Below are 24,911 nucleotides of genomic sequence, written 5' to 3'. Positions count from 1 at the left end.
GCATTGACTGCCCCGGTTTTCTACCTGCTGGCCGGCCCCAATGGCGCGGGCAAGTCCACGCTGTACCGCAGCGCGGTGGCTCAGGGCCTGATCCCCGCACAAGCCGAATTCGTCAACGCCGACCTGCACGAAGCGGCTCACCTGCAGCAGGTGAGCGACCCCGCCGAGCGCTCACGCCAGGCGCGCCAGTGGGCCGACGCGCGGCGGGCGCAGTGCCTGACCGAAGGCAAGTCCTTCGCCAGCGAGACCGTGTTTTCCCACACGTCCAAGCTCGATCTCATGAGCGCTGCCCAGCGCGTGGGGTTTGCCGTGGTGCTGCTGGTGGTGTGCGTGGACGAACCGCAGCAGCTGCTCGGTCGCGTGAGCCAGCGCGTGGAGGAGGGGGGCCACCCGGTGCCGCCCGAACGCGTGCTCGCGCGTTACCCGCGCACCGTGCGCCACCTCAGCGTGGCGGTGCGGCGGGCCGATCTGGCGCTGCTGTACGACACCTCGCTGCCTTCGGAGCAGGTGATCCAGGTGCCTCGGCTGGTGGCGCGCTTGCGTGGCGGCGCGGTGATCTGGCAGGCAGAGACCTTGCCCGCCTGGGCCCGGCGCGTGCTGCACCCCATGTCAGAATGAAAAGATGCCCCCTGTCTTGCGTGCTCCCCTCATCACCCGCGGCCTGTTGCTGCTGATCCTCGCCGCTGGTGTCTATTTTTTCCACGGCTTTCTGGTCCCGGCGCTGGCCGCGCTGATCATCGGTTTCGCCACCTGGCCGCTGTACCGCCGCCTGGTGGGTCGCTGCGGCGGCAACACCACGATGGCGGCCAGCCTGGCGATTCTGGTGGTGCTGGTGGTGCTCGTGGTACCGCTGTCGGTGGCGCTGCACTACGCCATCCGCGAAGCCAGCGAATTCGTGCACTGGGCGATCGAGGCCAACCGCCATGGCGCCACCGTGCCCGCGTGGATCGAGGCGCTGCCTCTCGTCGGCGCGCAGCTGGCCGAACTGTGGCGCGAACACCTGGGCCAGCCGCACGCGCTGGGCACGTGGATCCAGATGCTTTCTGGTCAGCACGTTGGCAACATTTCGCGCACGGTTCTGGCGGCCGCAGGCAATTTGTTCGGGCTGTTCCTGCTGGTGCTGTTCATGCTGATCACGCTGTTTTTTGTCTACAAGGACGGCGTGCGCATCGCAGGCCAGGTGGACCGGGTGGGCGAGCACCTGCTGCCCGAGCGCTGGCAGCGTTTCTCTCGGGTGGTGCCGGCCACGGTGAGCGCCACCGTCACCGGCATGGGCCTGATCGCCATCGGCGAGGGCGTGGTGCTGGGCGTGGCCTACTGGATCGCCGGCGTGCCTTCGCCGGTGTTGCTGGGCGTGATCACCGGCTTCATGGCCATGGTTCCGGGCGGGGCGCCGCTGTCGTTCACGCTGGTGTCGCTCTATCTGGTGGGCTCCGGCCATGCGACGGCCGGCCTGCTGCTGTTTGCCTGGGGTTCGGTCGAACTCTTCATCGTGGACAAGACACTGCGCCCGCGGCTGGTGGGCGGGCCGGTCAAGCTGCCGTTCCTGCCCACGTTTTTCGGGCTGGTCGGCGGTGTCAAAACGATGGGGCTGGTGGGCCTGTTCGTTGGCCCGGTGCTGATGGCGCTGCTGGTGGCGATCTGGCGGGAATGGGTGCGCGGGCTGGAGGGCCCGCCGGTGCCCAAGCCTTGAGGGCACCCGGTCCGCGACGCCCAGCGGCACGGCGGTGGTGCACTTCAGCTGGCCCGCTGCGGCGCCAGATTGGCGCTGAATAAGGTGACGAGCCTTGACCCCGGCACTGGCTACACAGTTAGGGCTGCTTGGTTCCCCACCTGACCCGGTTGGCCGCTTCACCATGCGGGAAGGCCCGTCGAGGTCGATTGTAGGCGATGACGGCCACCCTTTGCCGACCAAGGGCGCCGCTTAGAATCCCTGCCATGTCCTATGTCGTTCTGGCCCGCAAGTACCGCCCGCGCAATTTCACCGAAATGGTGGGGCAGGAGCACGTGGTTCAGGCGCTTTCCAACGCGCTGACCACACAGCGGCTGCACCACGCCTACCTGTTCACCGGCACCCGCGGCGTGGGCAAGACCACCGTCTCGCGCATCCTGGCCAAGTCGCTCAACTGCCTGGGGGCGGACGGGCAGGGCGGCATCACCGCCGAACCCTGCGGCGTGTGCCAGGCCTGCACCGACATCGACGCCGGCCGGTTCGTCGATTACACCGAGCTGGACGCGGCCTCGAACCGCGGCGTGGACGAGGTCCAGGCGCTGCTGGAGCAGGCGGTCTACAAACCGGTGCAGGGCCGCTTCAAGGTCTTCATGATCGACGAGGTGCACATGCTCACCGGGCACGCGTTCAACGCGATGCTCAAGACGCTGGAGGAACCGCCCGAGTACCTGAAGTTCGTGCTGGCCACGACCGACCCGCAGAAGGTGCCGGTCACGGTGCTTTCGCGCTGCCTGCAGTTCAACCTGCGGCCGATGGCGCCCGAGACCGTGCTGCAGCACCTGGCGCAGGTGCTGCAGGCCGAAAGCGTGCCGGCCGAGACGCTGGCGCTGCGTCTGATCTCGCGCGCTGCGCGCGGCTCGATGCGCGACGCGCTCTCGCTGACGGACCAGGCCATTGCCTTCGGTGGCGGTCAGCTGCAGGAAGCCACGGTGCGCCAGATGCTGGGCGCGGTGGACCGTTCTTATGTGCTGCGACTGATCGACGGGCTGGCGCGCGGTGATGGCGCGACCGTGGTCGACACCATCGACAGCCTGCGCCTGAACGGCCTGAATGCCGCCTCGACGCTCGAAGAAATGACCGGCCTGCTGCAGCGCATGGCGGTGCTGCAGGCGGTGCCCGAACGGCTGGCCCTGCAGGAGTCGGACGACCCCGACACACCCGAGATCGTGCGCCTGGCGCACGCGCTGCCGGCCGACGAAACCCAGCTGCTCTACAGCCTGTGTCTGCACGGCCGTGCCGAGCTGGGCCTGGCGCCCGACGAATACGCCGCGCTCACCATGGTGCTGCTGCGGCTGCTCGCGTTCAAGCCTTCGCAGACGGCGACCGGCGCCGCGGCGGAAAAAAAAACACTGAAATCCGGGGCTGAGGCTCCGGTCGCGGAGCTTCAGCCCTTTGCGGCGCTGGCCTCCCGGTCTGTGGCGCCTGTGGTCCGGCCCGTGGCAGTGGTGGCTGCACCTGTGGCATCGGCTCCGGTCGCACCTTTGGCCGCAGCGACCGTGCAGGCTCCGCCTGCCTCGCGCCCCGTGCCTGCGGCGTCGGCAACCAAGACATTGCCCGCGGCTGAACCTGCGCACTTTGAAGAGGATGCCGACGGCCCACCCTGGGTGGAGGAGCCAGACGATGCGCCGTTGGACGAGGGTGTGCAGACCTCGCGCCGTGTGGTCGAGGTTCCCGTGCGCGATCCCGGCCCTGCACCGCGACTGGACCGCCTGCGCGATCCGGGCGAAGCCGCACCGATGCGCGAGCCGGTGCTCAGCGCCGAAGGTGATTTCTGGTTCGATGCGATCCAGCAACTGGCCAAGGCCGAAACCATCACGGCGCTGGTACGCGAGCTGGGGCTGCAGTCCCAGCTGGTGGCGCGCGACGCGGACCAATGGCTGTTGCGGGTGGAGCGCGAGTCGCTCAACCAGGGCAACACCCGGGAACGCCTGAGCGCGGCCTTGAAGACGCTGGGCCACGAGATCCGCCTGGTCGTGGAGATCGGCCCGGTCGAGGACTCCGCCGCGCTGCGGTTGGCGGCCGAGGCCGCCCGCCGGCAGCGCGAAGCCGAACAGATCATTCGCGACGACCCCTTCGTGCAAACGATGATGCGCGACTTTGGCGGCAAAATCGTACCCGGCACGCTCAAGGCCACAGGCGCCTGAGCTTCTCGGTTACGCCGATTCATTTCATTCAGGACATACAAGGAAAACCATGTTCAACAAAGGACAACTCGCCGGCCTCATGAAGCAGGCCCAGGCCATGCAGGACAACCTCAAGAAGGCGCAGGACGAACTCGCTTTCATCGAGGTCACCGGTGAGTCCGGCGCCGGCCTGGTGAAGGTGCTCATGACCTGCAGACACGATGTGAAGCGCGTCACCATCGACCCCAGCCTGCTGGCCGACGACAAGGACATGCTGGAAGACCTGGTGGCCGCAGCGTTCAACGCTGCGGTGCGCAAGGCGGAAGAAACTTCGAACGAGAAACTGGGCAAGCTCACGGCTGGAATGCCAGGCCTTCCCGGCGGGATGAAGTTCCCCTTCTGACGACCGCCCACTTGGCCGAAAACCACTCACTTGAACTGCTGGTGCAGGCGCTGCGGCGCCTGCCGGGCGTGGGGGTGAAGTCGGCCCAGCGCATGGCGTTTCACCTGCTGCAGCACGACCGCGAGGGCGCGCTGCACCTGGCGCAGGCGCTGCAGCACGCCTGCGCCGAGGTCAAGCACTGCACGCTGTGCCACACCTTCACCGAAGACGAGATCTGCCCCACCTGTCGCGATGTGCGGCGCGACCGCAGCCAGCTGTGTGTGGTGGAGAACCCGGCCGACCAGTCGGCGCTGGAACGCACCGGGGCCTACAAGGGCCTGTACTTCGTGCTCATGGGCAAGCTCAGCCCGCTGGACGGCGTGGGTCCGCGCGACATTGGTCTGCAAAAACTCTTTGACCGCATCGACACCCTGGTGGACGGCGCGCGCGAGGTGCGTGAAGTGATCCTCGCGACCAACTTCACGGCCGAGGGCGAAACCACGGCCCATGTGATCGCTCAGGCGTTGAAGGCGCGCGGCGTGAACGTCACGCGGCTCGCGCGGGGCGTGCCGGTGGGCAGCGAGCTCGAATACGTGGATCTCGGCACGATCGCCCACGCCCTGGTGGACCGGCGTTGACCACTCGCATTCAAAAGAAAGCGCTTGATGAAAATCGCTGGACTCACCGTGGCCTACTGGGCCGTGATCGTGGCGGCGCTGCTGCCGATGGTTTGCGCGGGGCTGGCCAAGTGGGGCACGTTCGCCAAGCCAAGGCGCGAGGGCGGCTACGACAACCACAACCCGCGCGCCTGGCTGGCGAAGCAAAACGACTGGCGCGCGCGCGCCAATGCGGCGCAGGCCAACAGCTTCGAGGCGCTGCCGTTTTTCATGGGTGCGGTGATCATTGCCCACCAGCTCGGCACCTACCAGACCCGGCTGGATCTGCTGGCCTTCTTCTACATCGTTTTGCGACTGGTCTACATCATGTTGTATGTGGCCGATCTGGCCACGGCGCGCAGCATCGCATGGACACTGGCACTGTTGGTCAACATCGCGATCCTGTTCGTCTGACGCCGCCTGCGAGGCTGTTACTTTTAATTGCTTTTAAGCTTGGTGGAAACCCGCTCGGGATTCGTCCCGATGCGGGTTTTTGTGATGGCGCATACGCTGGCACCTTGAAGACAAGGTACCAGAGAGGATGTGTCATGTGGAGTCGCCGGGGGTGGGGTCGTGTGTGCGCGTCGGCGATGCTGACGGCAGGCCTTCCTGCGGTGTTTGCACAGTCGCGGCCAGCCACCAGCGTCGCGGCGCCCGTCACTCGCAACACGCTGGGCCGCGTGGTGATGGCGGTGGAGAACCGCTCGTCGTTCTGTTACCTGCCGCTCACGATCGCGGATCGTCTCGGCTATTTCGCTGCTGAGGGGCTGGACGTCCAGCTGCGCGATTTCACGGAACCGGGGCAAGCCCTGCAAGCCATGCTCAGCGGCGCCACCCACCTGGTGTCGGGACCCTACAGCCACACCATCAGCCTGCAGATGCGGGGGCAGTCGATACGCTCCATCGTGTTGCAGGGGCGCACGCCCCAAATCGTGCTCGGCGTATCGCTGCAGACCATGGAACACTACCGCCAGCTGCGCGACCTGCGTGGTCGACGTATCGCGGTCACGGCGTTGGGCTCGGCCAGTCACCGCATTGCGCGCCTGCTGCTGACCAGGGCAGGGCTGGGTCCGCAGGACGTGACCTACCAAGCCTTTCCGAGTGCCTCGGCAGCGGTGGCGGCTTTTCGATCGGGTCAGGTGGATGCCATCTGTTACACCGACCCGGTGATCACCCAGCTGGAGCAGGCGGGGCAACTCCGGGTGGTGGCCGACACGCGCACCACGCGGGGCAATGCCGATGTGTTTGGCGGACCGCTGCCCGCGGGTTGCCTGAGCGCTTCGGCCGACTTCGTGGAGAACAACCCGAAGCATTGCCAGGCCATCACCGACGCGATGGTGCATGCCCTGAAATGGCTGCAGACCGCCGGGCCCTCCGACCTGATCAGGATCGTGCCCGAAACCTATTTTCTCGGAGATCGGGCGCTGTACCTGGCCGCGTTCAGCAGGGCCCGTGAGTCGTGGACGCCCGATGGTCTGATGCCCGAAGCCGGCCCTCAGACCACGGTGCGCATGCTGGCGCATTTCGACGACGCGCAGATGCTGCAGCGCGTGAACCTGGAGCGCACCTTCACCAACGAATTTGCGCAGAAATCGAAGGCCCGCTTCCGCGCCTGAATCCGCGGCAAGGCGGACAACATTCTCAGTTCTTGCGTGCTTTCTTTTTGCTCGCCGTGCGCGTGGGTTTGATCGTGGCTTTTTTGGTGCTGCGTTTGACGCTCTTGCCTTTGGCCTGCGTGCTCTTCTGGGTCATCTTCCTGCCGCCCTTCGCAGCAACCGCGCTGGACCGCTGGGTCTTGACCAGCGAGAGGCGCTGACCGGCCTTGAGTTTGGAGCTGACCCGCAGGTTGTTCCAGCGCGCCAGATTCGAGGCACTGACGCCATGGCGCGCGGCCAGCCGGCTCAGGGTGTCGCCCGCGCGGACGATCACGGAGCCGCGCCGCACGATGGCCTCGGGTTGCAGGCTGAGGCTGGCGTTGTCGGCGACGAATTCGCTCACGTCGCGGTTGTGCTGGTCGCTACGCGCCACCAGCAAACTCGATCCGGCGCGCACCTGCATGCGGGGCGGGATGTTGTTGACGGCGCGCAGTTCGGACTCGCTCATGCCCACGCGGCTGGCGGCTTGTGCCGCCGTCATGGTGCTGGGAACGACCCAGGCGGTCCAGCTGGCGAGCGGGCCTTTGTACTCGGCCAGACGGCGCTCGAAGATGTTGGCGTTGTCCCAGGGCAGCAGGATGTAAGGCGTGCCGGCCGCCATCACGATGGGCTGCTTGATCGAAGGGTTCAATGCCCGGAAGTCCTTCTCGCTCACCTCCGCCAGGCGGGCGATGAGCGCCACGTCGATGTCACGCTCCAGCGTCAGGGTGTCGAAGAAGGGGTGGTTGCCGATCGGTGGCAGCTGGGCATTGAACGACTCGGGCCGGGCCAGGATGTTTTTCACCGCCTGCAGCTTGGGCACGTACATGCGCGTCTCCAGCGGCATGTCGATGTCGGTGTAACCCGTGGGCAGACCGGCGCGCTGGTTGCGCGTGATGGCGCGGTTGACGTTGCCCTGGCCCCAGTTGTAGGCCGCGAGGGCGAGGTGCCAGTCGCCAAAGCGGCCGTGCAGTTGCTCCAGGTAATCGAGCGCGGCGCGGGTGGACGCCAGCACGTCGCGGCGGTCATCGCGGAACGCGTTCTGCCTCAGGTCGAACGACTGGCCGGTGGCGGGCATGAACTGCCACATGCCGGCCGCGCGCGCACTGGACACTGCCTGCGGGTTGAACGCGCTCTCGATGAAGGGCAGCAAGGCCAGCTCCATGGGCAGGTTGCGGCGCTCGACCTCTTCGACGATGTGGAACAGGTAACGATTCGACCGCTCGGTCATGCGCTGCATGTAGTCGGGGCGGCTGATGTACCACTGCTCGCGGTCTCGGACCAGATCGTTCTGCAGGTCCGCCATGGCAAAGCCGCGCCGGATGCGGTCCCAGATGTCTTCCGGGGCAGCCAGCGTCACGACCGGGGGCGCGCTGGCCTGTGCGGAGACGATGGTGCTCAGCGGGGGGTGGTTGTAGCTGGAGGATGCGGTGGCCGGCTGAGGGCTCCCGCTGGGCACCGTTGACCCAGCCCCCGCCTGGTTGGTCTGGCGCGCTGCTGGCGAACCGGCACAACCGGCGATCAGCAAGGTCAGGCCCAGGGTCCAGACCAGCCCGGCCAGACGACCGCTTGACTGGGTCAACGGCGGGTGGTTGCGGGAGGGATCAGGGGGCGGATGGAAAGCGGTCGGAGCGGAGGCGAGAGTCATTTGAAATTGTTTTTCCATTCCCTGAGGGTGGCCAGCACGCTCACGGTATCGGATCCTGCGCCGGGTTCATGTGCACCGGCCGCCTGGGCCACCGCGGGCACATGGGTGCGCAGGAAGGGGTTGATCTGCTTTTCCAGCCAGATGGAGCTGGGCAGCGTGGGAAGGTTCCCGGCGCGCAGCTGCGCGCAATGCGCGGCGTGCTGCGTCAGTTCGGCATTGCCGGGCTCGACCGCCAGCGCAAAACGCAGGTTGGAGAGCGTGTATTCGTGTGTGCAGCAGACCCGGGTGGTGCCGGGCAGCTGGGCCAGGCGGGTGAGTGAGTCCAGCATCTGCGCCGGCGTGCCTTCGAACAGCCGGCCGCAGCCCGCCGAGAACAGGGTGTCGCCGCAAAAGACCAGGGGCCGGCCGTCCACGTCGGGACAGAAGTAGGCGATGTGGCCGGCCGTGTGGCCCGGCACCTGGATCACCGACCAGTCCAGACCCAGCGCACTCACGGTATCGGCCTCACCCACGCGCAGCAGGGGCTCGGGCATGGGTTCGTCCGCCGGGCCGATGACGCGCGCGCCGGTGGCCCGGCGCAAGGCCGCCACGCCACCGGTGTGGTCGGCGTGGTGGTGGGTGATCAGGATGGTGTCGAGGTCGAGCCGTTGGTCGGCCAGCCAGGCCAGCACCCCATCGGACTCGCCCGGATCCACGACCAGCGCCCGCTGCCCGTCGTGCAACACCCAGATGTAGTTGTCGCTGAACGCGGGTAGGGGAAAAAGTGTCATGCGCGGAGCCCGGTGTGAATGCGGGGTTGGCGTGTAGAGTACGCGGAAAAGCCGGGTTGGGGGTGCCGGACTTGCGCCAGCTCCGTCTTTTCATCTCACACCATGTATCCACCCATTATAAGTTTGACCGACTGGTTTCAGACCGCTCCCGGGCGTTACTTGCTGGACTGGGAGCAGCGGCAGTTTGACCTGGCCGTGAGCGATCTGTTTGGCTACAACGCGCTGCAGCTGGGACTGCCCGAGCTGCGTACCCTCGACGCGAACCGCATGCCGCACCGCTGGCTGGCCTTGCCCGAAGAGATGCTCGTTGCGCCGCTGGACGAGCGGCTGTTCACCGGGGAGGGCGGACGCACGGTGGACCTGGATGCTCCGCAGTCCCCATCCGTGGACCGTGGCGACCGGGTCTCGACCTGGCCGGCCCCGGGCGAGTCGCCGCGGGTGGCGCTGGTGACCAACGCGGCTGCGCTGCCGTTTCCGCCGGCGAGTCTGGACCTGGTGGTGCTGCCGCACACGCTGGAGCTCAGCGCCGATCCCCACCACGTGTTGCGCGAGGTGGAGCGGGTGCTCGTGCCCGAGGGGCGGGTGGTGATTTCGGGCTTCAATCCGACCAGCCTCTGGGGCCTGCGCCAGGGGCGCGCCCGCCTGGCAGGGCGGCTGGGTTTGCATGGGCTGGGTTTGTCGAGCCTGTACCTGCCCGAGGCCGGTGAATTCATCGGCCCGCGCCGGTTGCGCGACTGGCTGCGGCTGCTGAGTTTTGAAGTAGAGTCGGAGCGCTTTGGCTGCTACCGGCCGGCGGTGAGGACCGAAAAGTGGCTCAACCACAGCGCCTGGATGGACCGGGCCGGCCCACGCTGGTGGCCGATCTTCGGCGCGGTCTATTTTCAGGTGGCGGTCAAGCGTGTGCAGGGTGTGCGCCTGCTCGGCCCGTCGTGGAAGCCGCGGCGGGCTGTGGCTGTGGCTGCGGCGCCCGTGTCGGTGGCCAACCGGCATTGATGTGAAACCCCCCCCGCGCCGCTTCGCGTCACCCCCCTCCAGGGGGGCGGCACTGGCCGTCTGGCAAAGCCAGCCCGGCGGTGCCCCTGGGGTGGCGCTGTTTTTGTTTTTCTGGAGACTCTGATTTGAATCACGTGGTGATCTACACCGATGGCGCCTGCAAAGGCAACCCGGGCCCGGGCGGCTGGGGCGTTTACCTCAAGGCCGGCGGCCACGAAAAAGAGCTCTGGGGTGGTGAGCGCGAAACCACCAACAACCGCATGGAACTCACGGCCGTGATCGAAGCGCTCGGTGCGCTCAAGCGCCCCTGCAAGGTGTCGCTCTACCTGGACAGCGAATACGTCCGCAAAGGCATCACTGAGTGGATCCATGGCTGGAAGACCAAAGGCTGGAAGACGGCGGCCAGACAGCCGGTCAAGAATGCCGACCTCTGGCAGAAGCTCGATGCCCTGGTGCACGGCGGGGTGCACCAGATCGAATGGCATTGGGTCAGAGGCCATGCCGGTGACCCCGGCAATGAGAAGGCCGATGCGCTGGCCAACCGGGGCGTGCCGGGCTGAGCCGCCGGGTCGCCGGCTGGCCGGGCGATTGAACTTATGCGCTCGTGGGTGTCTATGCACTGATACATTGCAAAATGTTGTGACACTTGGCGCCCACCTGCACCTGATCGAAACATGGCAAAAAAGACCCTTTATGTGGTGATCGCTGCGGCCGGCCTCGGGCTGGCCTCGGCGGGTGCCTGGTGGCTCCAGAACCGTACGCCCAACCCGGCGGCTGCTGCGGGGGGCAGCACCGCTGCTTCCGCGGGACGACCGGCCGCCGGCACGCCCGGTGTCGAGGTGGCGCAGGTCAAGTCCCTCTCTTTGCGGGACGACGCTCAGGCGGTGGGCACCCTGCGCTCGCGCCAGAGCGTCACGCTGCGGCCCGAGGTCAGCGGCCGCATTTCTCAGATCGCCTTTGCCGACGGCGCCCGGGTCAGGCGTGGCCAGTTGCTGGTGCAGCTGGACGACGTGTTGCAGAAGGCCGAACTCAGCCAGGCGCAGGCCCAGCTCTCCATCGCGCGGGCCAACCTCAAACGCAACGAGGAACTGGTGGCGCAGGCCTTTGTGGCCCAGCGCGTGCTGGACGAAAGCCGCGCGGCGCTGCAGGTGGCCGAAGCGCAGGTGGCGCTGGCGCAGGCGCGCCTCTCGCGCATGCGCCTCACCGCACCGTTCGACGGCACCGTGGGGCTGCGCGTGGTTCACCTGGGCGACTACGTCAAGGACGGCGCGGACCTCGTGAACCTGGAAGACACCTCGCAGCTCACAGTGGACTTCCGTCTGCCCGAGCGCTTCCAGACCCGCATCGCCGCCGGCCAGCCGGTCGAGGTGGAACTGGACGCATTGCCCGGCAAACGCTTCAGCGCGAAGGTGCAGGCGGTCGATCCGCTGCTGGACGCCAACGGCCGTTCGATCGCCGTGCGCGCCGTGCTGCCGCCCGCGCCCGGGGGCGAGTTGCGCCCCGGCATGTTCGCGCGCGTGACCACCGTGTTCTCCACCAACGCCGCTGCGCTGGTGGTGCCCGAAGAAGCCATCGTGCCGCAGGCGGGCAAACAGTTTGTTTTCCGGTTGCTGAAAGAAGGCGAGGGCGACGGCGCCAAGCTGGTGTCGCGCCGCACCGAGGTGCAGCTCGGCGTGCGCCGGGGCGCCCAGGTGCAGATCACGCAGGGCGTGGCCGAGGGCGACACCGTGGTGGTGGCGGGCCAGCAGCGTTTGCAGAAAGACGGCACGGCCGTGCGTGTGGTGGAGATGAGCCGTCCCCCGGGTGGTCCGGTCCCCGGACCCCAGGGCGCACCCGCTGGCACCCCGCCGGCGAGTGGCGGCTGATCCCGCAGGAGGCGCACCATGCAACTGCCTGAAGTCGCGATCCGCCGGCCCGTTTTTGCCAGCGTGCTGTCGATGTTGATTCTGCTGATCGGGCTGGTGGCCTTCAGCGGTCTCACGGTGCGCGAGTACCCCAAGATCGACGAGCCCACCGTCACGGTCAGCACCACGTTCACCGGCGCTTCCAGCGAGGTGGTGGAGTCGCAGGTCAGCAAACCGCTGGAAGACTCCATCGCCGGCATCGAAGGCGTGGACGTGATCACCTCCATCAGCCGGCAGGAGCGCAGCCAGATCACGGTGCGCTTCAAGCTCGAACGCGATCCCGACTCGGCCGCCGCCGACGTGCGCGACAAGGTCAGCCGGGTGCGCCAGCGCCTGCCGCAGGGCATTGACGAGCCGGTGATCGCCAAGGTCGAGGCCGATGCGTTCCCGGTGATGTGGATCTCGCTGAACTCTGACACGCACAACGCGCTGCAGCTTTCCGACCTGGCCAACCGCATCGCCAAACCGGTGCTGCAGACGGCCACCGGCGCGGCCGAGGTGCGCATCTACGGCGAGCGCCGCTATTCGATGCGCATCTGGATCGACCCGGACCGCCTGGCCGCGTACAACCTGACGGTGCAGGACGTCGAAGACGCGCTGCGCCGCTCCAACCTCGAAGTGCCCGCCGGGCGCATCGAGAGCAGTCAGCGCGAGTTCAACGTCACCGCCGCCACCGACCTGCAGACACCCGAGCAGTTCCGCGAGGTCACGCTGCGCACGGTCAACGGCCAGTCGATCCGGCTGGGCGATGTGGCGCGTGTGGTGCAGGGCCCGCAGGACGAACGCAGTTCGGTGCGGCTGAACGGGCGCGACTCGGTGTCGCTGGGCGTGATCCGCCAGGCCACGGCCAATCCGCTGGAACTTGCGGCTGGTGTGCGCCAGTTGCTGGAGAAGGTCAAGACCGACCTGCCGCCGGGCATCAATGTCGAGATAGCCAACGACAACTCGGTCTTCATCGACCGCTCGATCAAGGCCGTCTACACCACCATCGCCGAGGCCGTGGTGCTGGTCGCGCTGGTCATCTTCGTCTTCCTGCGCACCATCCGTGCGTCCATCATCCCGCTGGTGACGATCCCGGTCAGCCTTATCGGCTCGTTTGCCCTCATGGGCCTGTTCGGCTTTTCCATCAACACGCTCACGCTGCTGGCGCTCGTTCTGGCCATCGGTCTGGTGGTGGACGATTCCATCGTGGTGCTGGAGAACATCTACCGGCACATCGAGGAAGGCATGAAGCCGTTTGAAGCGGCCATCAAAGGCGCGCGCGAGATCGGCTTTGCGGTGGTGGCCATGACGCTCACGCTCGCCGCCGTGTACGCGCCGCTGGCCTTCACGCCCGGGCGCACCGGGCGTCTGTTCGCCGAGTTCGCGCTCGCGCTGGCGGGTGCGGTGGTGGTGTCGGGCTTCGTGGCGCTCACGCTCTCGCCCATGATGAGCAGCAAGCTGCTGCGCCACAACCCCAACCCGGGCTGGTTCGACCGCGGCATGGAGCGTGTGCTGGTGGCCATCACCCGGGGCTACAGCCGCCTGCTGGCCGGGGCACTGCGCGTGCGCTGGCTGGTGGTGGGCGTCATGCTGGCGAGCGCTGCGGGCAGCTGGTGGCTGTTGCAGACCACCAAGCAGGAACTCGCGCCGCTGGAAGACCGCGGTGTGATCCTGGTCAACGTCAACGGCCCCGACGGTGCCACGCTGGCCTACACCCGGCGTTACGCCGAAGCGGTCGAGCGCATCGGCGCGGACTACCCCGAGTTCGACCGCATCTTCAGCAACATCGGCAACCCCACGGTGGCGCAGGGCTCGGTGTTTCTGCGCGCCAAGCCCTGGGAAGAGCGCGACCGCAGCACGCAGGAGATCGCGCGCGAGATCGCACCGCGCATCGGCGCGCTGCCCGGCATCAGCGGCTTTCCCATCACGCCGCCCTCGCTGGGCCAGGGCTTTCGCGAGCGGCCGATCAACTACGTGATCGTTACCAGCGACAGCTACCAGAACCTCTCGCAAACCGTGCGCCGCTTCCAGGACGAAATGGCCAAACACCCGGGCTTCGTGCAGGTGGACACCGACCTGCGCCTGAACAAGCCCGAGATCCGCATGGACGTGGACCGCGAGCGCGCAGCCGACATGGGTGTGAGCGTGGACGTCATCGCGCGCACGGTGGAAACCTTGCTGGGCGGGCGCGTGGTCACGCGCTACAAGCAGGGCGGCGAACAATACGACGTGGTGGTGCAGACCGACAGCGCGCAGCGCAGCGCGCCGGACGACATCGACAAGCTCTTTGTGCGCGGTCGCGGCGACGCCATGATCCCGCTGGCTTCGCTGGTGAAACTGCGCGAAGTCGTGGTGCCGCGCGAACTCAACCACTTTGGCCAAAGACGCAGCGCCTCCATCACCGCCAACCTCGCGCCCGAGCTGGCGCTGGGCGAGGCGCTCCAGATCATGAACGGGATTGCGGCCGAGGTGCTGCCGCCCGGCTACACCACCGACCTCAACGGCCAGAGCCGCGAGTTCCGCAGCTCATCGGGTTCGCTGGCCATCGTGTTCGCGCTTTCGCTGCTGTTCATCTACCTGGTGCTGGCGGCGCAGTTCGAGAGCTTTGTCGACCCGCTCATCATCATGCTCAGCGTGCCGCTGTCCATGCTGGGCGCGCTGCTGGCGCTCAAGCTCAGTGGAGGTACGCTCAACGTGTTCAGCCAGATCGGGCTCATCACGCTGGTGGGCCTGATCACCAAACACGGCATCCTGATCGTGGAGTTCGCCAACCAGCTGCGCGAGAAGGGCAAAGACAAGCTCGAAGCGGTCAAGGAGTCCGCCGCATTGCGCCTGCGCCCGATCATGATGACCACCGGTGCCATGGTGCTCGGCGCCATGCCACTGGCGCTGGCCACCGGGGCCGGTGCCGAGAGCCGTCAGCAGATCGGCTGGGTCATCGTGGGCGGCATGAGCCTGGGTACGCTGCTCACGCTGTTTGTGGTGCCGACCATGTACACCTTGCTGGCGCGTACAAGGCATGGTTCCCGGGTGCTGCCGAAGGATGTGCCGGGCCACGGAGAACCCGAGTCCGAAGACATCCTGGTGGCGAAGTGATGGCCGATCCGGAGCCACCGATGGGCCTGGACTGCACCTTGCCGCAGGCCGGGCGCCTGCCCTATACCGACGCAAACTTCCGGGCGGCCAAGGTCTTCGTGTTCGGTAAGTGGTGTGAAGAAGCCGTCGGCCAGCCGGACAAGGTCCCGCTGGACCTCTCGGGCGCCTGCAAGTACGGCTCGCTCTTCATGCAGCGCGTTTTCGGCGGCGCCATCCGGGGGCACTATGAACACCAGTACAACTTCATCGACGGGCAACGGGTGGATCTGAGTCATGAAGCCCGGGACGTCGCCTGCATGCGCCACCCTTACCTGCACGAACCGGCGTACTTTCAGGTGCCCGAGCTGCAGGCCTCGCTGGCGAGTTGCCTGCCCCGTGCCCAGCGCTGGGCCGACGAGTTTCTGGCCCAGCAGTCCGCGGCGGTTGCGCGAGAGCCGATCGACCGGTAGGCGGAGCGCTCACCCTGCGCGCAGAGGTCGGGTGGCCCGGGCCTGATCCGTGGCCGGGCAGGTGGCATCCAGCGCTCAGATCACGCCGTCGAACATCATCACGTCCACCTCGTCGCCCGCGGCCACGTTGCCTTGAGCGTGGTGCAGCACGATGAGGCCATTGGCCTCCACCATGGAGCGCAGCACGCCCGAGCCCTGGTTGCCGGTGGTGCACACCTGCAGCGAGCCGTCGGCGCCGCGGCTGACGACGCCGCGCTGGTACTCGGTGCGACCGGGTTTCTTGCGCAGCGCTTCGGCGCTGTGCGCCTTGAGCAGCACTGGCTCGCAGGCCTGGCAGCCCATCAAACGCTGCAGGGCAGGGCGCACGAAGGCGAGAAAGGTGACCATCACCGCCACCGGGTTGCCGGGCAGGCCGAAGAGGATGGCTGACTTGCTGTTTTCTGTGATCCTGCCCACGGCCATGGGCCGCCCGGGCCGCATGGCGATGCGCCAGAACGCCACGTCACCGAGCTGCTTCATCATGGCCTTGGTGTGGTCGGCCTCGCCCATGCTCACGCCGCCGCTGGTGATGATGGCGTCGGCCTCGCGCGCGGCCTGGCGGAAGGCGGCTTCTAGGGCTGCGGGTTCGTCCTTGATCACGCCCATGTCGATCACCTCGACGCCCATGCGCGTGAGCAGGCCGAAGACGGTGTAGCGGTTGCTGTCGTACACCGCGCCTTCGCGCAGCGGTTCGCCCAGGCTGAGGATTTCGTCGCCGGTGGAGAAGTACGCCACCTTGACCCGTCGATACACCGCCACACCGGGCAAGCCGAGACTGGCGATCAGGCCGAGCGCAGCGGGGCCGAGTGTCTGGCCGCGGCGCAGCGCGGGCTGGCCGGCCATGAGGTCTTCGCCGAGCAGGCGGCGGTTGTCGCCGGCGCTCACCACGCCGGGCGGGACGTCCACGCGGTCATCCTGCGCCTTCACAAACTCCAGCGGCACCACGGTGTCCAGCTCGGGCGGCATGATCGCGCCGGTCATGATCTTCAGGCATTCACCCGCCGCCACCGTGCCCTGCCAGGCCTTGCCGGCGAAGGCGGTGCCGACCACGCGCAGCGACAGCGGCTGCCCCGGCTGGAGCTGCGAGCTGTGAAATCCAAAACCGTCCATGGCCGAGTTGTCGTGCGGTGGCACGCTGATGGGCGAGATCAAGTCCTGTGCGAGCACGCGGCCGAGCGCCTCGAACACGCCCACTGTTTCGGTGGCTGTGACGGCATCGACCAGGTGGGCCAGGAACTGGTTGACGCGCTCGGCGCTCAGCGCCTGCGGGTCGTAGCCCTGCAGCTCGGCTGCGATCTGTTCTATCGTTTTCATCGATCAGGGTTCAGCTGTTTTCCAGCACGTGCAGTTCGGCGAGGGTGTTGGCGTTGCAGAAGGCGCGGGGATCGTCGCCCGGCTGGTCAAAGGTCACCACCACGGTGCGGTGCTGGTCGGTCCAGCGGTCGATCTTGCGGCCGCCCGCCTGGGTGAAGGCGACGAGGCTCTCCAGCAGGTTCACCCGCATCAGGCAGAAGACCGGCTGGGTGCGGACCTGGCCATCGGCTTCGCGGGCAGCGGCCATGGCGATCTCGGTCGAGCCGTCTTCAAAGGCCTGCGCCAGCCGCTGCGCGAGGTCGAGCGGGAACAGCGGCGTGTCGCAGGGGGCCGTCAGCAGATAGGGCGTTTCACAGCGTTCCAGCCCGGTCATGAAACCCGCCAGCGGCCCGGCGTAATCGGACAGCGTGTCGGGCCAGACCGGCGCACCAAAGGCCTCGTAGGCCGAGAGGTTGCGGTTGGCGTTGATCATCAGGTCACCGACCAGGCCACCGGCCTGCATCTGCAGCCGCATCACGGTGTGCAGCGCCAGCGGCGTGCCGTTGAAGTTCTGCAGGCCCTTGTCCACCCCACCCATGCGGGAGCCGCGGCCCCCGGCGAGCACGAGGGCGGTGATTTGTCCAGGTTGTATGGGATTCATGGCGGAACGCGTTCAGGTTTCGGTGGGGCAGCGAGTGAGGTGGTTTCAACCGGGGGCACCGCCGGGCCGGCTTTGCCGGCCCCTTGAGGGGGTGACGCGAAGCGGCGCGGGGGTGTGCCTGTTCAGCCTCCGATGTAGCTCATCTCCACCCGCCGGCCACCGCCCGATTCGTCGGGCGGCAGGCTGGCGCGCAGTTCGGAGTACCGGTCGCTGCGACCCTGCCAGATGGCCGCGATCGCGCTGGAGAGTTGTTCGTCAGACGCACCACCCCGCACCAGCGGCTTGAGGTCGTGGCCCTGGTTGGCGAACAGGCACAGGTACAGCTTGCCTTCGGTGGAGAGGCGGGCGCGGTTGCAGTCGCTGCAAAAGGCCTGCGTGACGCTGCTGATCACACCGATTTCACCCGCCCGCACATCGTGCTGGCCGTTCGCATCGGCATAGCCCCAGCGCTCGGCGGTCTCGCCCGGCGCCGACGGTTCCAGCTGCACCAGCGGCAGCTCGCGGTGGATCATCTGCACCACCTCGGCGCTCGGCATCACTTCGTCCATGCGCCAGCCGTTGGTGGCGCCGACGTCCATGAATTCGATGAAGCGCAGCACGATGCCGGTGCCTTTGAAATGGCGCGCCATCGGCAGGATCTCATGCTCGTTGGTGCCGCGCTTGACCACCATGTTGACCTTGATCGGGCCCAGGCCCGCGGCCTGCGCGGCTTCGATGCCCCGCAGCACGTCGGCCACCGGAAAGTCGACATCGTTCATGGCGCGGAAGACGGTGTCGTCCAGACCGTCCAGGCTGACCGTGACGCGCTGCAGCCCGGCGTCTTTGAGGGCCTGCGCCTTGCGCTCCAGCAGCGAGCCGTTGGTGGTGAGCGTGATGTCCAGCGGGAGGCCTTCGACTGTGCGCAATGCAGCGAGCTGAGCGATGAGGATTTCAAGGTTCTTGCGCAGCAGGGGCTCGCCGCCGGTGAGGCGGATCTTCTGCACGCCATGGGCCACAAACTGGCGCGCCACGCGCGTGATCTCTTCAAAACTCAGCAGCGCACTGTGCGGCAGGTAGGGGTAATCCTTGTCGAAGACTTCCTTGGGCATGCAGTAGCTGCAACGGAAGTTGCAGCGGTCGGTGACGCTGATGCGCAGGTCGCGCAGCGGCCGGCCCAGGGTATCGCCCAGCAGGCCCGTGGCGGGAATGGCCTTTGACGGGACCGCCGCAGACAACGTGGACATGCGGTGATCGACCAGGGGAATGACGCGTTCGGACATGCTCCGATTATGGTGGACGCTGCGCGGGCGCTGGCGCACAGACCCTGGCGAATCGGGGTTAAACCCCAGGGAGCAGGGCGCTCAGGCGGCGCCGACCCGGGTGTACAGGCGGCTGTTGTCGCGCAGCCAGTTTTGTGAGAGGTCGCTGCTTTGTTGACTGGGGTGGAAATCGGGCCGGAAATACGACCGCCAGGGTTTGAAGCTCCGGCGCAGCAGACCCTCGCGGCCGAGCATGTGGTGAGCCGCGCTGCGCCAGGTGCTCCAGCGCCAGAGCGTGCCGTCGCGACGCAGGTTGTTAGCGGTCTGGCGCAGCGTGTCGGTCAGGAAGATCAGGGTGATGCGCCGCATCCATTTCACCCGCCAGGCGTGGCTGCCACCCAGGGCCTGGTAGAGGTCGAACGCGGTGCATTTGTGTTCGGCCTCTTCGGCGCTGTGCCAGAGCCACAGGGCCTTGAGGCGGGGCTCGCAGCCATCCAGCAGGTGGTGGTGCGACAACATCCATTCGGCGAACAGGGCCGTGAAGTGTTCATTGGCCGCGGTGATGGCGAGGCCGTGGCGCGGGTCGGTGCCTTCGACCAGCCGCAGGCGCTCGCGGGCACGCGGTTCCCAGTCGTTGACCAGGCCGTGGCGTTCGATCAGCTCGTTGAAGAGCGCATGGATGCGGCGGTGGGTCGCTTCCTGGCCGATGAAGCCCTGGACTTCGCCTTGGTAGCGGTCGCTTTGTTCCGGCGCCAGCGCCTGCAGACCGTTGCGCACCGAGTCGATGAAGAACTGTTCGCCCACCGGGAAGCTCATCGACAGGGCGTTGAACCAGGCGGTCAGGAACGCGTCGCCGGCGCACCAGTGGCGGGCGACCGGTTGCTCCAGATCGATCAGCAGGCGGCGGACAATCAGTTCGGTCATGAGCGGTCTTCGGATGGCGGTACTTTATGGTACCAAGGGTGGCCATGCTGCCTGCCTGAGGGAGCACTGTCAAGCGGGGTTCCGCGGTGAACAGGGCTGGGCGTTGTCAGCCGGCGGACAAGCGGCTGGCCTAAGATGCCGCGCATGAAAGCCCCATCCATGGTCACCAACGACACCACCAGCGAGCTGCACGAACACCGTTCGCGCTTGCTGCAAGCGATGGCGGGGGTGTCGGCCAGCAAGGGGGTTGCCGCAGCCACCATTGCCGACATCGTGCGCGAAGCGGGGGTTTCCAAGCGCACGTTCTACGAACATTTTGACTGCAAGGAAACCTGCTTTCTGGCGCTGTACCGGCTGACCAGTGCATCGGCACTGCGCACGTTGCGCGAGGCGGTGCAGCCCGATCGCCCCTGGCAAACCCAGGTGGAGCATGCGCTGGACGCCTATTTTGCGCATCTGGCGGCGGGGCCGGGGTTGGTCGGGACGCTGTTTGTTGAAATCCATCACCTGGGATCCGAAGGACTCCGGGTGCGTCGCGAAGTGATGGCGCAGTTTGCCGACTTTGTGCTGGAAACGGTCAACGGTGGGCCCGATTCTGGCGGGGTGCCCTTGAGTCAGGTGCTGACGCCCACCATGGCGCTCGCCGCGGTGGGCGGCATCAATGAGCTCGTGATGCTGGCCATCGAGCGCGGGGAGGTCGACCGCCTTCAGGAACTGACACCCTGCGCCAGCGCGGTGGTGCGCCTGCTCACCCGGGCTGACGCTGCGTAGCCGCAGCGGCGCCGAAAACAACAAGGCCCGCTTCGGCGGGCCTTGTTGTGGGTGATCCAACCCGCGGGTCAGGCGGCCATCGGCAGCAGTGGCACGATCAGCAGGGCCACGATGTTGATGATCTTGATCAGCGGGTTCACGGCCGGGCCAGCGGTGTCCTTGTAGGGGTCGCCCACGGTGTCACCGGTCACGGCCGCCTTGTGGGCTTCGCTGCCCTTGCCACCGTGGTGGCCGTCTTCGATGTATTTCTTTGCGTTGTCCCAGGCGCCGCCGCCGGTGCACATGGAGATGGCCACGAACAGGCCGGTCACGATGGTGCCCATGAGCAGACCGCCCAGGGCCTGGGGACCGAGGAACACGCCCACCAGAATCGGCGCCACCACCGGCAGTAGCGAGGGAATCACCATTTCCTTGATGGCCGCGGTGGTCAGCATGTCGACCGCACGGCCGTACTCGGGTTTGGCCGTGCCTTCCATGATGCCGGGGATCTCCTTGAACTGGCGACGCACCTCGACCACCACGGCACCGGCGGCGCGACCCACCGCTTCCATGGCCATGGCACCGAAGAGGTAGGGGATCATGCCGCCGATGAACAGGCCGACGATCACCATCGGGTTGCTCAGGTCGAAACTGATCTGGTGCCCGTAGGTTTCCAGCTTGTGGGTGTAGTCGGCAAACAGCACCAGCGCGGCCAGACCGGCCGAGCCGATGGCGTAACCCTTGGTCACGGCCTTGGTGGTGTTGCCCACCGCGTCCAGCGGGTCGGTCACGTCGCGCACGCTGCTGGGCAGCTCGGCCATTTCGGCGATGCCGCCGGCGTTGTCGGTGATGGGGCCGTAGGCGTCCAGGGCCACCACGATGCCCGCCATGCTCAGCATGGAGGTCGCGGCGATGGCGATACCGTACAGACCGGCCAGCGTGTAGGCCGCGATGATGGCGATACAGACACAGAGCACCGGCCAGGCGGTGGAGCGCATGGACACGCCCAGACCCGCGATGATGTTGGTGCCGTGGCCGGTGGTGGAGGCCTGGGCGATGTGTTTGACCGGTGAATACTGGGTGCCGGTGTAGAACTCGGTGATCCAGACCAGGGCCGCCGTCAGGATCAGGCCGACCGCGCAGGCGCCCCACAGGCGCAGCTGGCTGCCGCTGGCGCTGATGGCGTCGTCAGGCATGATCCAGGCGGTCACGAAGTAGAAGGCGATCAATGAGAGCACACCGGCAATCGCCAGGCCTTTGTACAGCGCGGGCATCACGTTTTTCATGCCCGGGCTGGCCTTCACGAAGAAGCAGCCGATGATGGACGCGATGATCGACACGCCACCCAGCACCAAGGGGTAGAGCACGGCCTGCATCGGGGCCACCGTCACCATCAGGGCGCCCAGCACCATGGTGGCGATCAGTGTCACCGCATAGGTCTCGAACAGGTCGGCCGCCATGCCGGCGCAGTCGCCGACGTTGTCGCCCACGTTGTCGGCGATCACCGCCGGGTTGCGCGGGTCGTCCTCGGGGATACCGGCTTCGACCTTGCCCACCAGATCGGCGCCCACATCGGCGCCCTTGGTGAAGATGCCGCCGCCCAGACGGGCGAAGATGGAAATGAGCGAGGAGCCGAAGGCGAAACCGATCAGCGGATTGAGCAGGGTGGCGAGGTTTTTGTCGGGTGTCAGGTTGCCGTTGCCGACTAGGAACCAGAAGAAGCCGGCCACGCCCAGCAGGCCCAGGCCGACCACCAGCATGCCGGTGATGGCACCGCCGCGGAAGGCCACGTCCAGCGCCGGGCCGATACCCCGGGTCGCGGCCTGCGCCGTGCGCACGTTGGCTTTCACCGAGACGTTCATGCCGATGAAGCCACAGGCACCCGAAAGCACCGCGCCGAGCACGAAGCCGATGGCGGTCGTGCTGTCGAGGAAGACACCGATGAGGATGGCCAGCACCACGCCCACGACGGCAATGGTCTTGTACTGTCGGGCGAGGTAGGCGGCAGCGCCGGTCTGGATGGCCCCGGCGATTTCCTGCATGCGGGCGTTGCCCGCGTCCTGAGAAAGAATCCAGCTTCGGGACCAGAAACCGTATGCCACGGCCACGAGTCCACACACCAGCGCAAAGATCAGCGCAGATTGTCCAACCATAGATTACTCCTGCTCATTCGTTTTGACTTGGAGGGGGCAACGCTTTGAGGGTGGCCCCCGCTGCGTTGCTTCCTCGTGTCCTCGTGCTACAGGTGGTGCAGCACGGCAGGGCGATTGGCCAACGGCTGGAATTTAGCGGGAATTGCTTCATTTGGGAAATGATATGGATCAGGAAGTAAGGCTGGGATCAGTAAAATCAGGGTAAATCCTGCCCATGCGCGCACCGTTTGCGCCCATCCGTTCGGGTTCCGTGCGCCATGCCTGTGCACACGTGGCCGCTTCCGATTCATCAACCCTCAGAAAACCCCATGTCTCTCGACAACGTCACCCCTGGCAAGAATGTTCCCGAGTCGTTCAACGTGATCATCGAGATCCCGATGAACGCCGACCCGATCAAGTACGAAGTGGACAAGGAAACCGGCGCGATCTTCGTGGACCGTTTCATGAGCACCGCGATGCACTACCCGACCAACTACGGTTATGTGCCCAAGACCCTGTCGGGCGACGGCGACCCGGTGGACGTACTGGTGATCACGCCCGTGCCGCTGATCCCCGGTGTGGTGGTGCCCTGCCGTGCCATCGGTATCCTGAAGATGACCGACGAAGCCGGCGAAGACGGCAAGGTGCTGGCCGTGCCGACCGACAAGATCCTGTCGCTCTACAGCCGCTGGCAAAAGCCGGACGATCTGAACCCGATGCGCCTGAAGGCCATCGAGCATTTCTTCGAACACTACAAAGACCTGGAACCGGGCAAGTGGGTCAAGGTTCAGGGCTGGGAAGACAAGGCATCCGCCCACAAGGAAATCCTGGACGGTATCGCGGCTTACAACGCCAAGGCGGCCTGATCACTGTTGAAGACCCCGCCGTGGGGCGGCGTCTCAGAACAAAAAGCCTGCCAGATCACTCTGGCAGGCTTTTTTTCTGGTGTTCCTGGCAGTGGGATCAGGACTGCGCCGCGTCAATGTCGCCGCGGTATTCGATCTTGCCGCGCACGCGGGCACGCGGGTGCATGTCGATCATTTCGTCGTAGCTGGCGTCGCCGATCAGCGTGGCCGAGCCGGTGATCTCCAGCGCCTTGCGCGCGATCACCGTGCCGATCACCTTGCCTTCGATGAACACGTAGTCCGCTTCCAGGCGGGTGTTTTCGATCACGCCCGTGGCACCCACATGCAGCGTGCCGCCGGTCTCGAACGTGATGTTGCCCTTGAGCTGGCCATCGACCTTGATGCCCTGGTCGCGCGTGGTGTGGAAGTTGCCGTCGAACACGGCGCCTTCGGCGATCAGGCTGGTGATGGCCGTGAGGCGTTCGGCCGGGACGAGGCGGGTGGAAGCGGGATTGTTGTTCATGGGGTCAGGGCTCCTTGCTGTGCAACCAGTTTTCGGGTTTCAGATGCGGTTGGATCGGGGTGAATGTGTCGGACGCAGCGGACACGGTGGTGGTGAGCTTGTCGCTGTCGCTGTCGCTGACTGTGGTCGCCCAGCGCGATTCGAACCGCAGGGCCAGGGGCACGGGCAATTCTTCGCCCTCCGGGCTGTAGCTGACCACCTCTACTGGCTCGGCCGATGAAGGCGGCGGCAATGTGGCAGGTTCGGGCACAGCCTTGTGCGCTGGCGGGACAGCCGGTGCGGGGCTGGCGGCGGGTTTCTGGATGCGGGTCAGTTGGTCCAGCGGGTTGCCCATGCCCGGCAACACCCCCAGCCAGAGCCAGGCGCCCAAGCCGAAGACCAGCAGGGCCGGCAACAGGTAGCGCCCCGTCACCCAGACCAGCCAGCGCAACCACACGCGCCGGCGCGCGACCCATCGATCGCGCCGCCAGCTCGCCTGGAGCACCGCGCGGCGCACGGCTTCGGCGTCCGGCACGGGCGCGGTTTGCGGAATCAGGAGGGTTTGTGGAGGTTGGCGCCACAGCATGGAAAACCGTCAGGCCCCCGGCTTCTGGATCGCCACACGCTCCAGCGTGGCATTGAGGTCGGCGCCGTTGACCTGGATGCGCCCGTAGCGCACCAGGCCGTGCACGCTGGCGGTGTCGTGCAGGGCCACTTCACCCTGACCGGAGTCCAGGATGCCATCGGTGTGGCCCATGACCGAGATTTTCTGTGCGGTGATGTCGCCTTTGACGCGACCGGTTTCGGTCACGACGACCGCCACCGTGGCATCGGGGGCCTGCGTCAGGTTGCCTTCCACCAGGCCGGCCACGCTGCAGGGGCCGCGCAGCAGGGCGTTGCCCACAAAGTGCATGCCCTCGGCCACCATGCTGCGCGCCGGGTTCGCTTCAAGGGCTTCGCCTGCCACACCCGACAGGGGCGTGGGCTGCAGCAAGGGCAGGTGGCTGGGCTGGCTCGGCGGCATGGCGTTGCCAACGGCCACTTCCAGTGTCTGGCCACTGTCCACCGGGCCGTTGCCAGGCTCGTCGTAACCATGGCTGGCATCGGGTGCCTGTTGGTTGTCGTTCATGTCGTTGTTTTCCATGTCTTGTTCCAGAT

The 24,911-nt window shown here is 66.7% G+C and carries 24 protein-coding genes and 1 other RNA gene; 14 read left to right on the top strand and 11 right to left on the bottom strand.

The window, feature by feature from the left end; all coding sequences use genetic code 11:
* Positions 1–3 precede the first annotated feature (3 nt).
* Positions 4–618 carry an ATPase gene (locus F3K02_RS07875; protein WP_177134860.1) on the top strand — a complete coding sequence of 205 codons (615 nt, stop codon included), beginning with the start codon at positions 4–6 and terminating at the stop codon, positions 616–618.
* A gap of 4 nt (positions 619–622) precedes the next feature.
* On the top strand, positions 623–1,693 hold the full coding sequence (locus tag F3K02_RS07870) for an AI-2E family transporter (RefSeq protein ID WP_177134858.1): 1,071 nt from the start codon (positions 623–625) through the stop codon (positions 1,691–1,693).
* A gap of 83 nt (positions 1,694–1,776) precedes the next feature.
* Here the strand turns inward: F3K02_RS07870 and ffs are convergent.
* Positions 1,777–1,873: signal recognition particle sRNA small type (ffs, locus tag F3K02_RS07865), an RNA gene on the bottom strand.
* 65 nt (positions 1,874–1,938) lie between these two features.
* Between ffs and dnaX the strand changes: the two genes are divergently transcribed.
* The 5 genes from dnaX to F3K02_RS07840 all read left to right on the top strand — a co-directional run bounded on the left by dnaX (position 1,939) and on the right by F3K02_RS07840 (position 6,509).
* Positions 1,939–3,876: a DNA polymerase III subunit gamma/tau gene (dnaX, locus tag F3K02_RS07860; RefSeq protein ID WP_177134856.1), complete on the top strand. Its 1,938-nt coding sequence runs from the start codon at positions 1,939–1,941 to the stop codon at positions 3,874–3,876.
* A gap of 49 nt (positions 3,877–3,925) precedes the next feature.
* Positions 3,926–4,258: a YbaB/EbfC family nucleoid-associated protein gene (locus tag F3K02_RS07855; RefSeq protein WP_177134854.1), complete on the top strand. Its 333-nt coding sequence runs from the start codon at positions 3,926–3,928 to the stop codon at positions 4,256–4,258.
* Positions 4,259–4,269: 11 nt separating this feature from the next.
* Positions 4,270–4,875, top strand: coding sequence for a recombination mediator RecR (recR, locus tag F3K02_RS07850; RefSeq protein WP_177134852.1), 606 nt, complete (start codon positions 4,270–4,272; stop codon positions 4,873–4,875).
* A gap of 27 nt (positions 4,876–4,902) precedes the next feature.
* Entirely contained in the window at positions 4,903–5,307 is a 405-nt protein-coding gene (locus tag F3K02_RS07845) for an MAPEG family protein (RefSeq protein ID WP_177134850.1), read from the top strand.
* A 200-nt stretch (positions 5,308–5,507) separates the two neighbouring features.
* Positions 5,508–6,509 (top strand): ABC transporter substrate-binding protein, encoded by a 1,002-nt coding sequence (locus F3K02_RS07840; RefSeq protein WP_177134848.1) that lies wholly within the window; start codon positions 5,508–5,510, stop codon positions 6,507–6,509.
* A 25-nt stretch (positions 6,510–6,534) separates the two neighbouring features.
* Here the strand turns inward: F3K02_RS07840 and F3K02_RS07835 are convergent, their stop codons facing one another.
* Complete coding sequence (locus tag F3K02_RS07835) at positions 6,535–8,175, bottom strand: transglycosylase SLT domain-containing protein (protein WP_177134846.1); 1,641 nt, start codon at positions 8,173–8,175, stop codon at positions 6,535–6,537.
* A complete protein-coding gene (gene gloB / locus F3K02_RS07830) occupies positions 8,172–8,945 on the bottom strand; it encodes a hydroxyacylglutathione hydrolase (protein WP_177134844.1) in 774 nt (257 codons plus the stop codon). Before gloB ends, F3K02_RS07835 begins: the two co-directional genes overlap by 4 nt.
* Positions 8,946–9,047: 102 nt before the next feature.
* On the opposite strand from gloB, the gene F3K02_RS07825 reads away from it, so the two are divergent.
* The 5 genes from F3K02_RS07825 (at position 9,048) to F3K02_RS07805 (ending at position 15,369) form a co-directional block, all read left to right on the top strand.
* Positions 9,048–9,938 carry a class I SAM-dependent methyltransferase gene (locus F3K02_RS07825; protein ID WP_177134842.1) on the top strand — a complete coding sequence of 297 codons (891 nt, stop codon included), beginning with the start codon at positions 9,048–9,050 and terminating at the stop codon, positions 9,936–9,938.
* Between the two features lie 125 nt (positions 9,939–10,063).
* On the top strand, positions 10,064–10,498 hold the full coding sequence (rnhA, locus tag F3K02_RS07820) for a ribonuclease HI (protein WP_177134840.1): 435 nt from the start codon (positions 10,064–10,066) through the stop codon (positions 10,496–10,498).
* 114 nt (positions 10,499–10,612) lie between these two features.
* On the top strand, positions 10,613–11,803 hold the full coding sequence (locus F3K02_RS07815) for an efflux RND transporter periplasmic adaptor subunit (protein ID WP_177134838.1): 1,191 nt from the start codon (positions 10,613–10,615) through the stop codon (positions 11,801–11,803).
* An 18-nt stretch (positions 11,804–11,821) separates the two neighbouring features.
* A complete protein-coding gene (locus F3K02_RS07810) occupies positions 11,822–14,920 on the top strand; it encodes an efflux RND transporter permease subunit (protein ID WP_177134836.1) in 3,099 nt (1,032 codons plus the stop codon).
* Positions 14,920–15,369 (top strand): hypothetical protein, encoded by a 450-nt coding sequence (locus F3K02_RS07805; RefSeq protein ID WP_218179371.1) that lies wholly within the window; start codon positions 14,920–14,922, stop codon positions 15,367–15,369. Before F3K02_RS07810 ends, F3K02_RS07805 begins: the two co-directional genes overlap by 1 nt.
* A gap of 75 nt (positions 15,370–15,444) precedes the next feature.
* On the opposite strand, the gene moeA is transcribed toward F3K02_RS07805, so the two are convergent.
* The 4 genes from moeA to F3K02_RS07785 all read right to left on the bottom strand — a co-directional run bounded on the left by moeA (position 15,445) and on the right by F3K02_RS07785 (position 19,524).
* Positions 15,445–16,722 (bottom strand): molybdopterin molybdotransferase MoeA, encoded by a 1,278-nt coding sequence (gene moeA, locus F3K02_RS07800; protein ID WP_177134834.1) that lies wholly within the window; start codon positions 16,720–16,722, stop codon positions 15,445–15,447.
* 10 nt (positions 16,723–16,732) lie between these two features.
* The gene (gene mobA, locus F3K02_RS07795; RefSeq protein WP_177134831.1) at positions 16,733–17,362 is read right to left on the bottom strand and encodes a molybdenum cofactor guanylyltransferase MobA; all 630 of its coding nucleotides are present in this window, start codon (positions 17,360–17,362) and stop codon (positions 16,733–16,735) included.
* A 122-nt stretch (positions 17,363–17,484) separates the two neighbouring features.
* A complete protein-coding gene (gene moaA / locus F3K02_RS07790) occupies positions 17,485–18,621 on the bottom strand; it encodes a GTP 3',8-cyclase MoaA (protein WP_177134829.1) in 1,137 nt (378 codons plus the stop codon).
* A gap of 81 nt (positions 18,622–18,702) precedes the next feature.
* Positions 18,703–19,524, bottom strand: a complete 822-nt coding sequence (locus tag F3K02_RS07785) for a metal-dependent hydrolase (RefSeq protein ID WP_177134827.1) — start codon at positions 19,522–19,524, stop codon at positions 18,703–18,705.
* A 144-nt stretch (positions 19,525–19,668) separates the two neighbouring features.
* Between F3K02_RS07785 and F3K02_RS07780 the strand changes: the two genes are divergently transcribed.
* Positions 19,669–20,295, top strand: a complete 627-nt coding sequence (locus tag F3K02_RS07780) for a TetR/AcrR family transcriptional regulator (RefSeq protein WP_246309232.1) — start codon at positions 19,669–19,671, stop codon at positions 20,293–20,295.
* 68 nt (positions 20,296–20,363) lie between these two features.
* On the opposite strand, the gene F3K02_RS07775 is transcribed toward F3K02_RS07780, so the two are convergent.
* Complete coding sequence (locus F3K02_RS07775) at positions 20,364–22,427, bottom strand: sodium-translocating pyrophosphatase (RefSeq protein WP_177134825.1); 2,064 nt, start codon at positions 22,425–22,427, stop codon at positions 20,364–20,366.
* A 308-nt stretch (positions 22,428–22,735) separates the two neighbouring features.
* Here F3K02_RS07775 and ppa point away from each other — a divergent pair, with 308 nt between their 5' ends.
* Complete coding sequence (gene ppa, locus F3K02_RS07770; RefSeq protein WP_177134823.1) at positions 22,736–23,272, top strand: inorganic diphosphatase; 537 nt, start codon at positions 22,736–22,738, stop codon at positions 23,270–23,272.
* A gap of 97 nt (positions 23,273–23,369) precedes the next feature.
* Here ppa and F3K02_RS07765 read toward each other — a convergent pair whose 3' ends face one another.
* Genes F3K02_RS07765 through F3K02_RS07755 form a run of 3 tightly spaced genes read right to left on the bottom strand, consistent with a single transcriptional unit; the run spans position 23,370 to position 24,882 of the window.
* Positions 23,370–23,774 (bottom strand): bactofilin family protein, encoded by a 405-nt coding sequence (locus tag F3K02_RS07765; protein ID WP_177134821.1) that lies wholly within the window; start codon positions 23,772–23,774, stop codon positions 23,370–23,372.
* Positions 23,775–23,778: 4 nt separating this feature from the next.
* Positions 23,779–24,339, bottom strand: coding sequence for a hypothetical protein (locus tag F3K02_RS07760; RefSeq protein WP_177134819.1), 561 nt, complete (start codon positions 24,337–24,339; stop codon positions 23,779–23,781).
* A gap of 9 nt (positions 24,340–24,348) precedes the next feature.
* Entirely contained in the window at positions 24,349–24,882 is a 534-nt protein-coding gene (locus tag F3K02_RS07755; RefSeq protein WP_177134817.1) for a bactofilin family protein, read from the bottom strand.
* Between the last annotated feature and the right edge of the window lie 29 nt (positions 24,883–24,911).

Source organism: Hydrogenophaga aromaticivorans (assembly GCF_013387465.1).
In the GTDB taxonomy this organism is placed as follows: Bacteria; Pseudomonadota; Gammaproteobacteria; order Burkholderiales; family Burkholderiaceae_C; genus Hydrogenophaga; species Hydrogenophaga aromaticivorans.
This window is presented reverse-complemented; position numbering and strand designations above follow the sequence as displayed.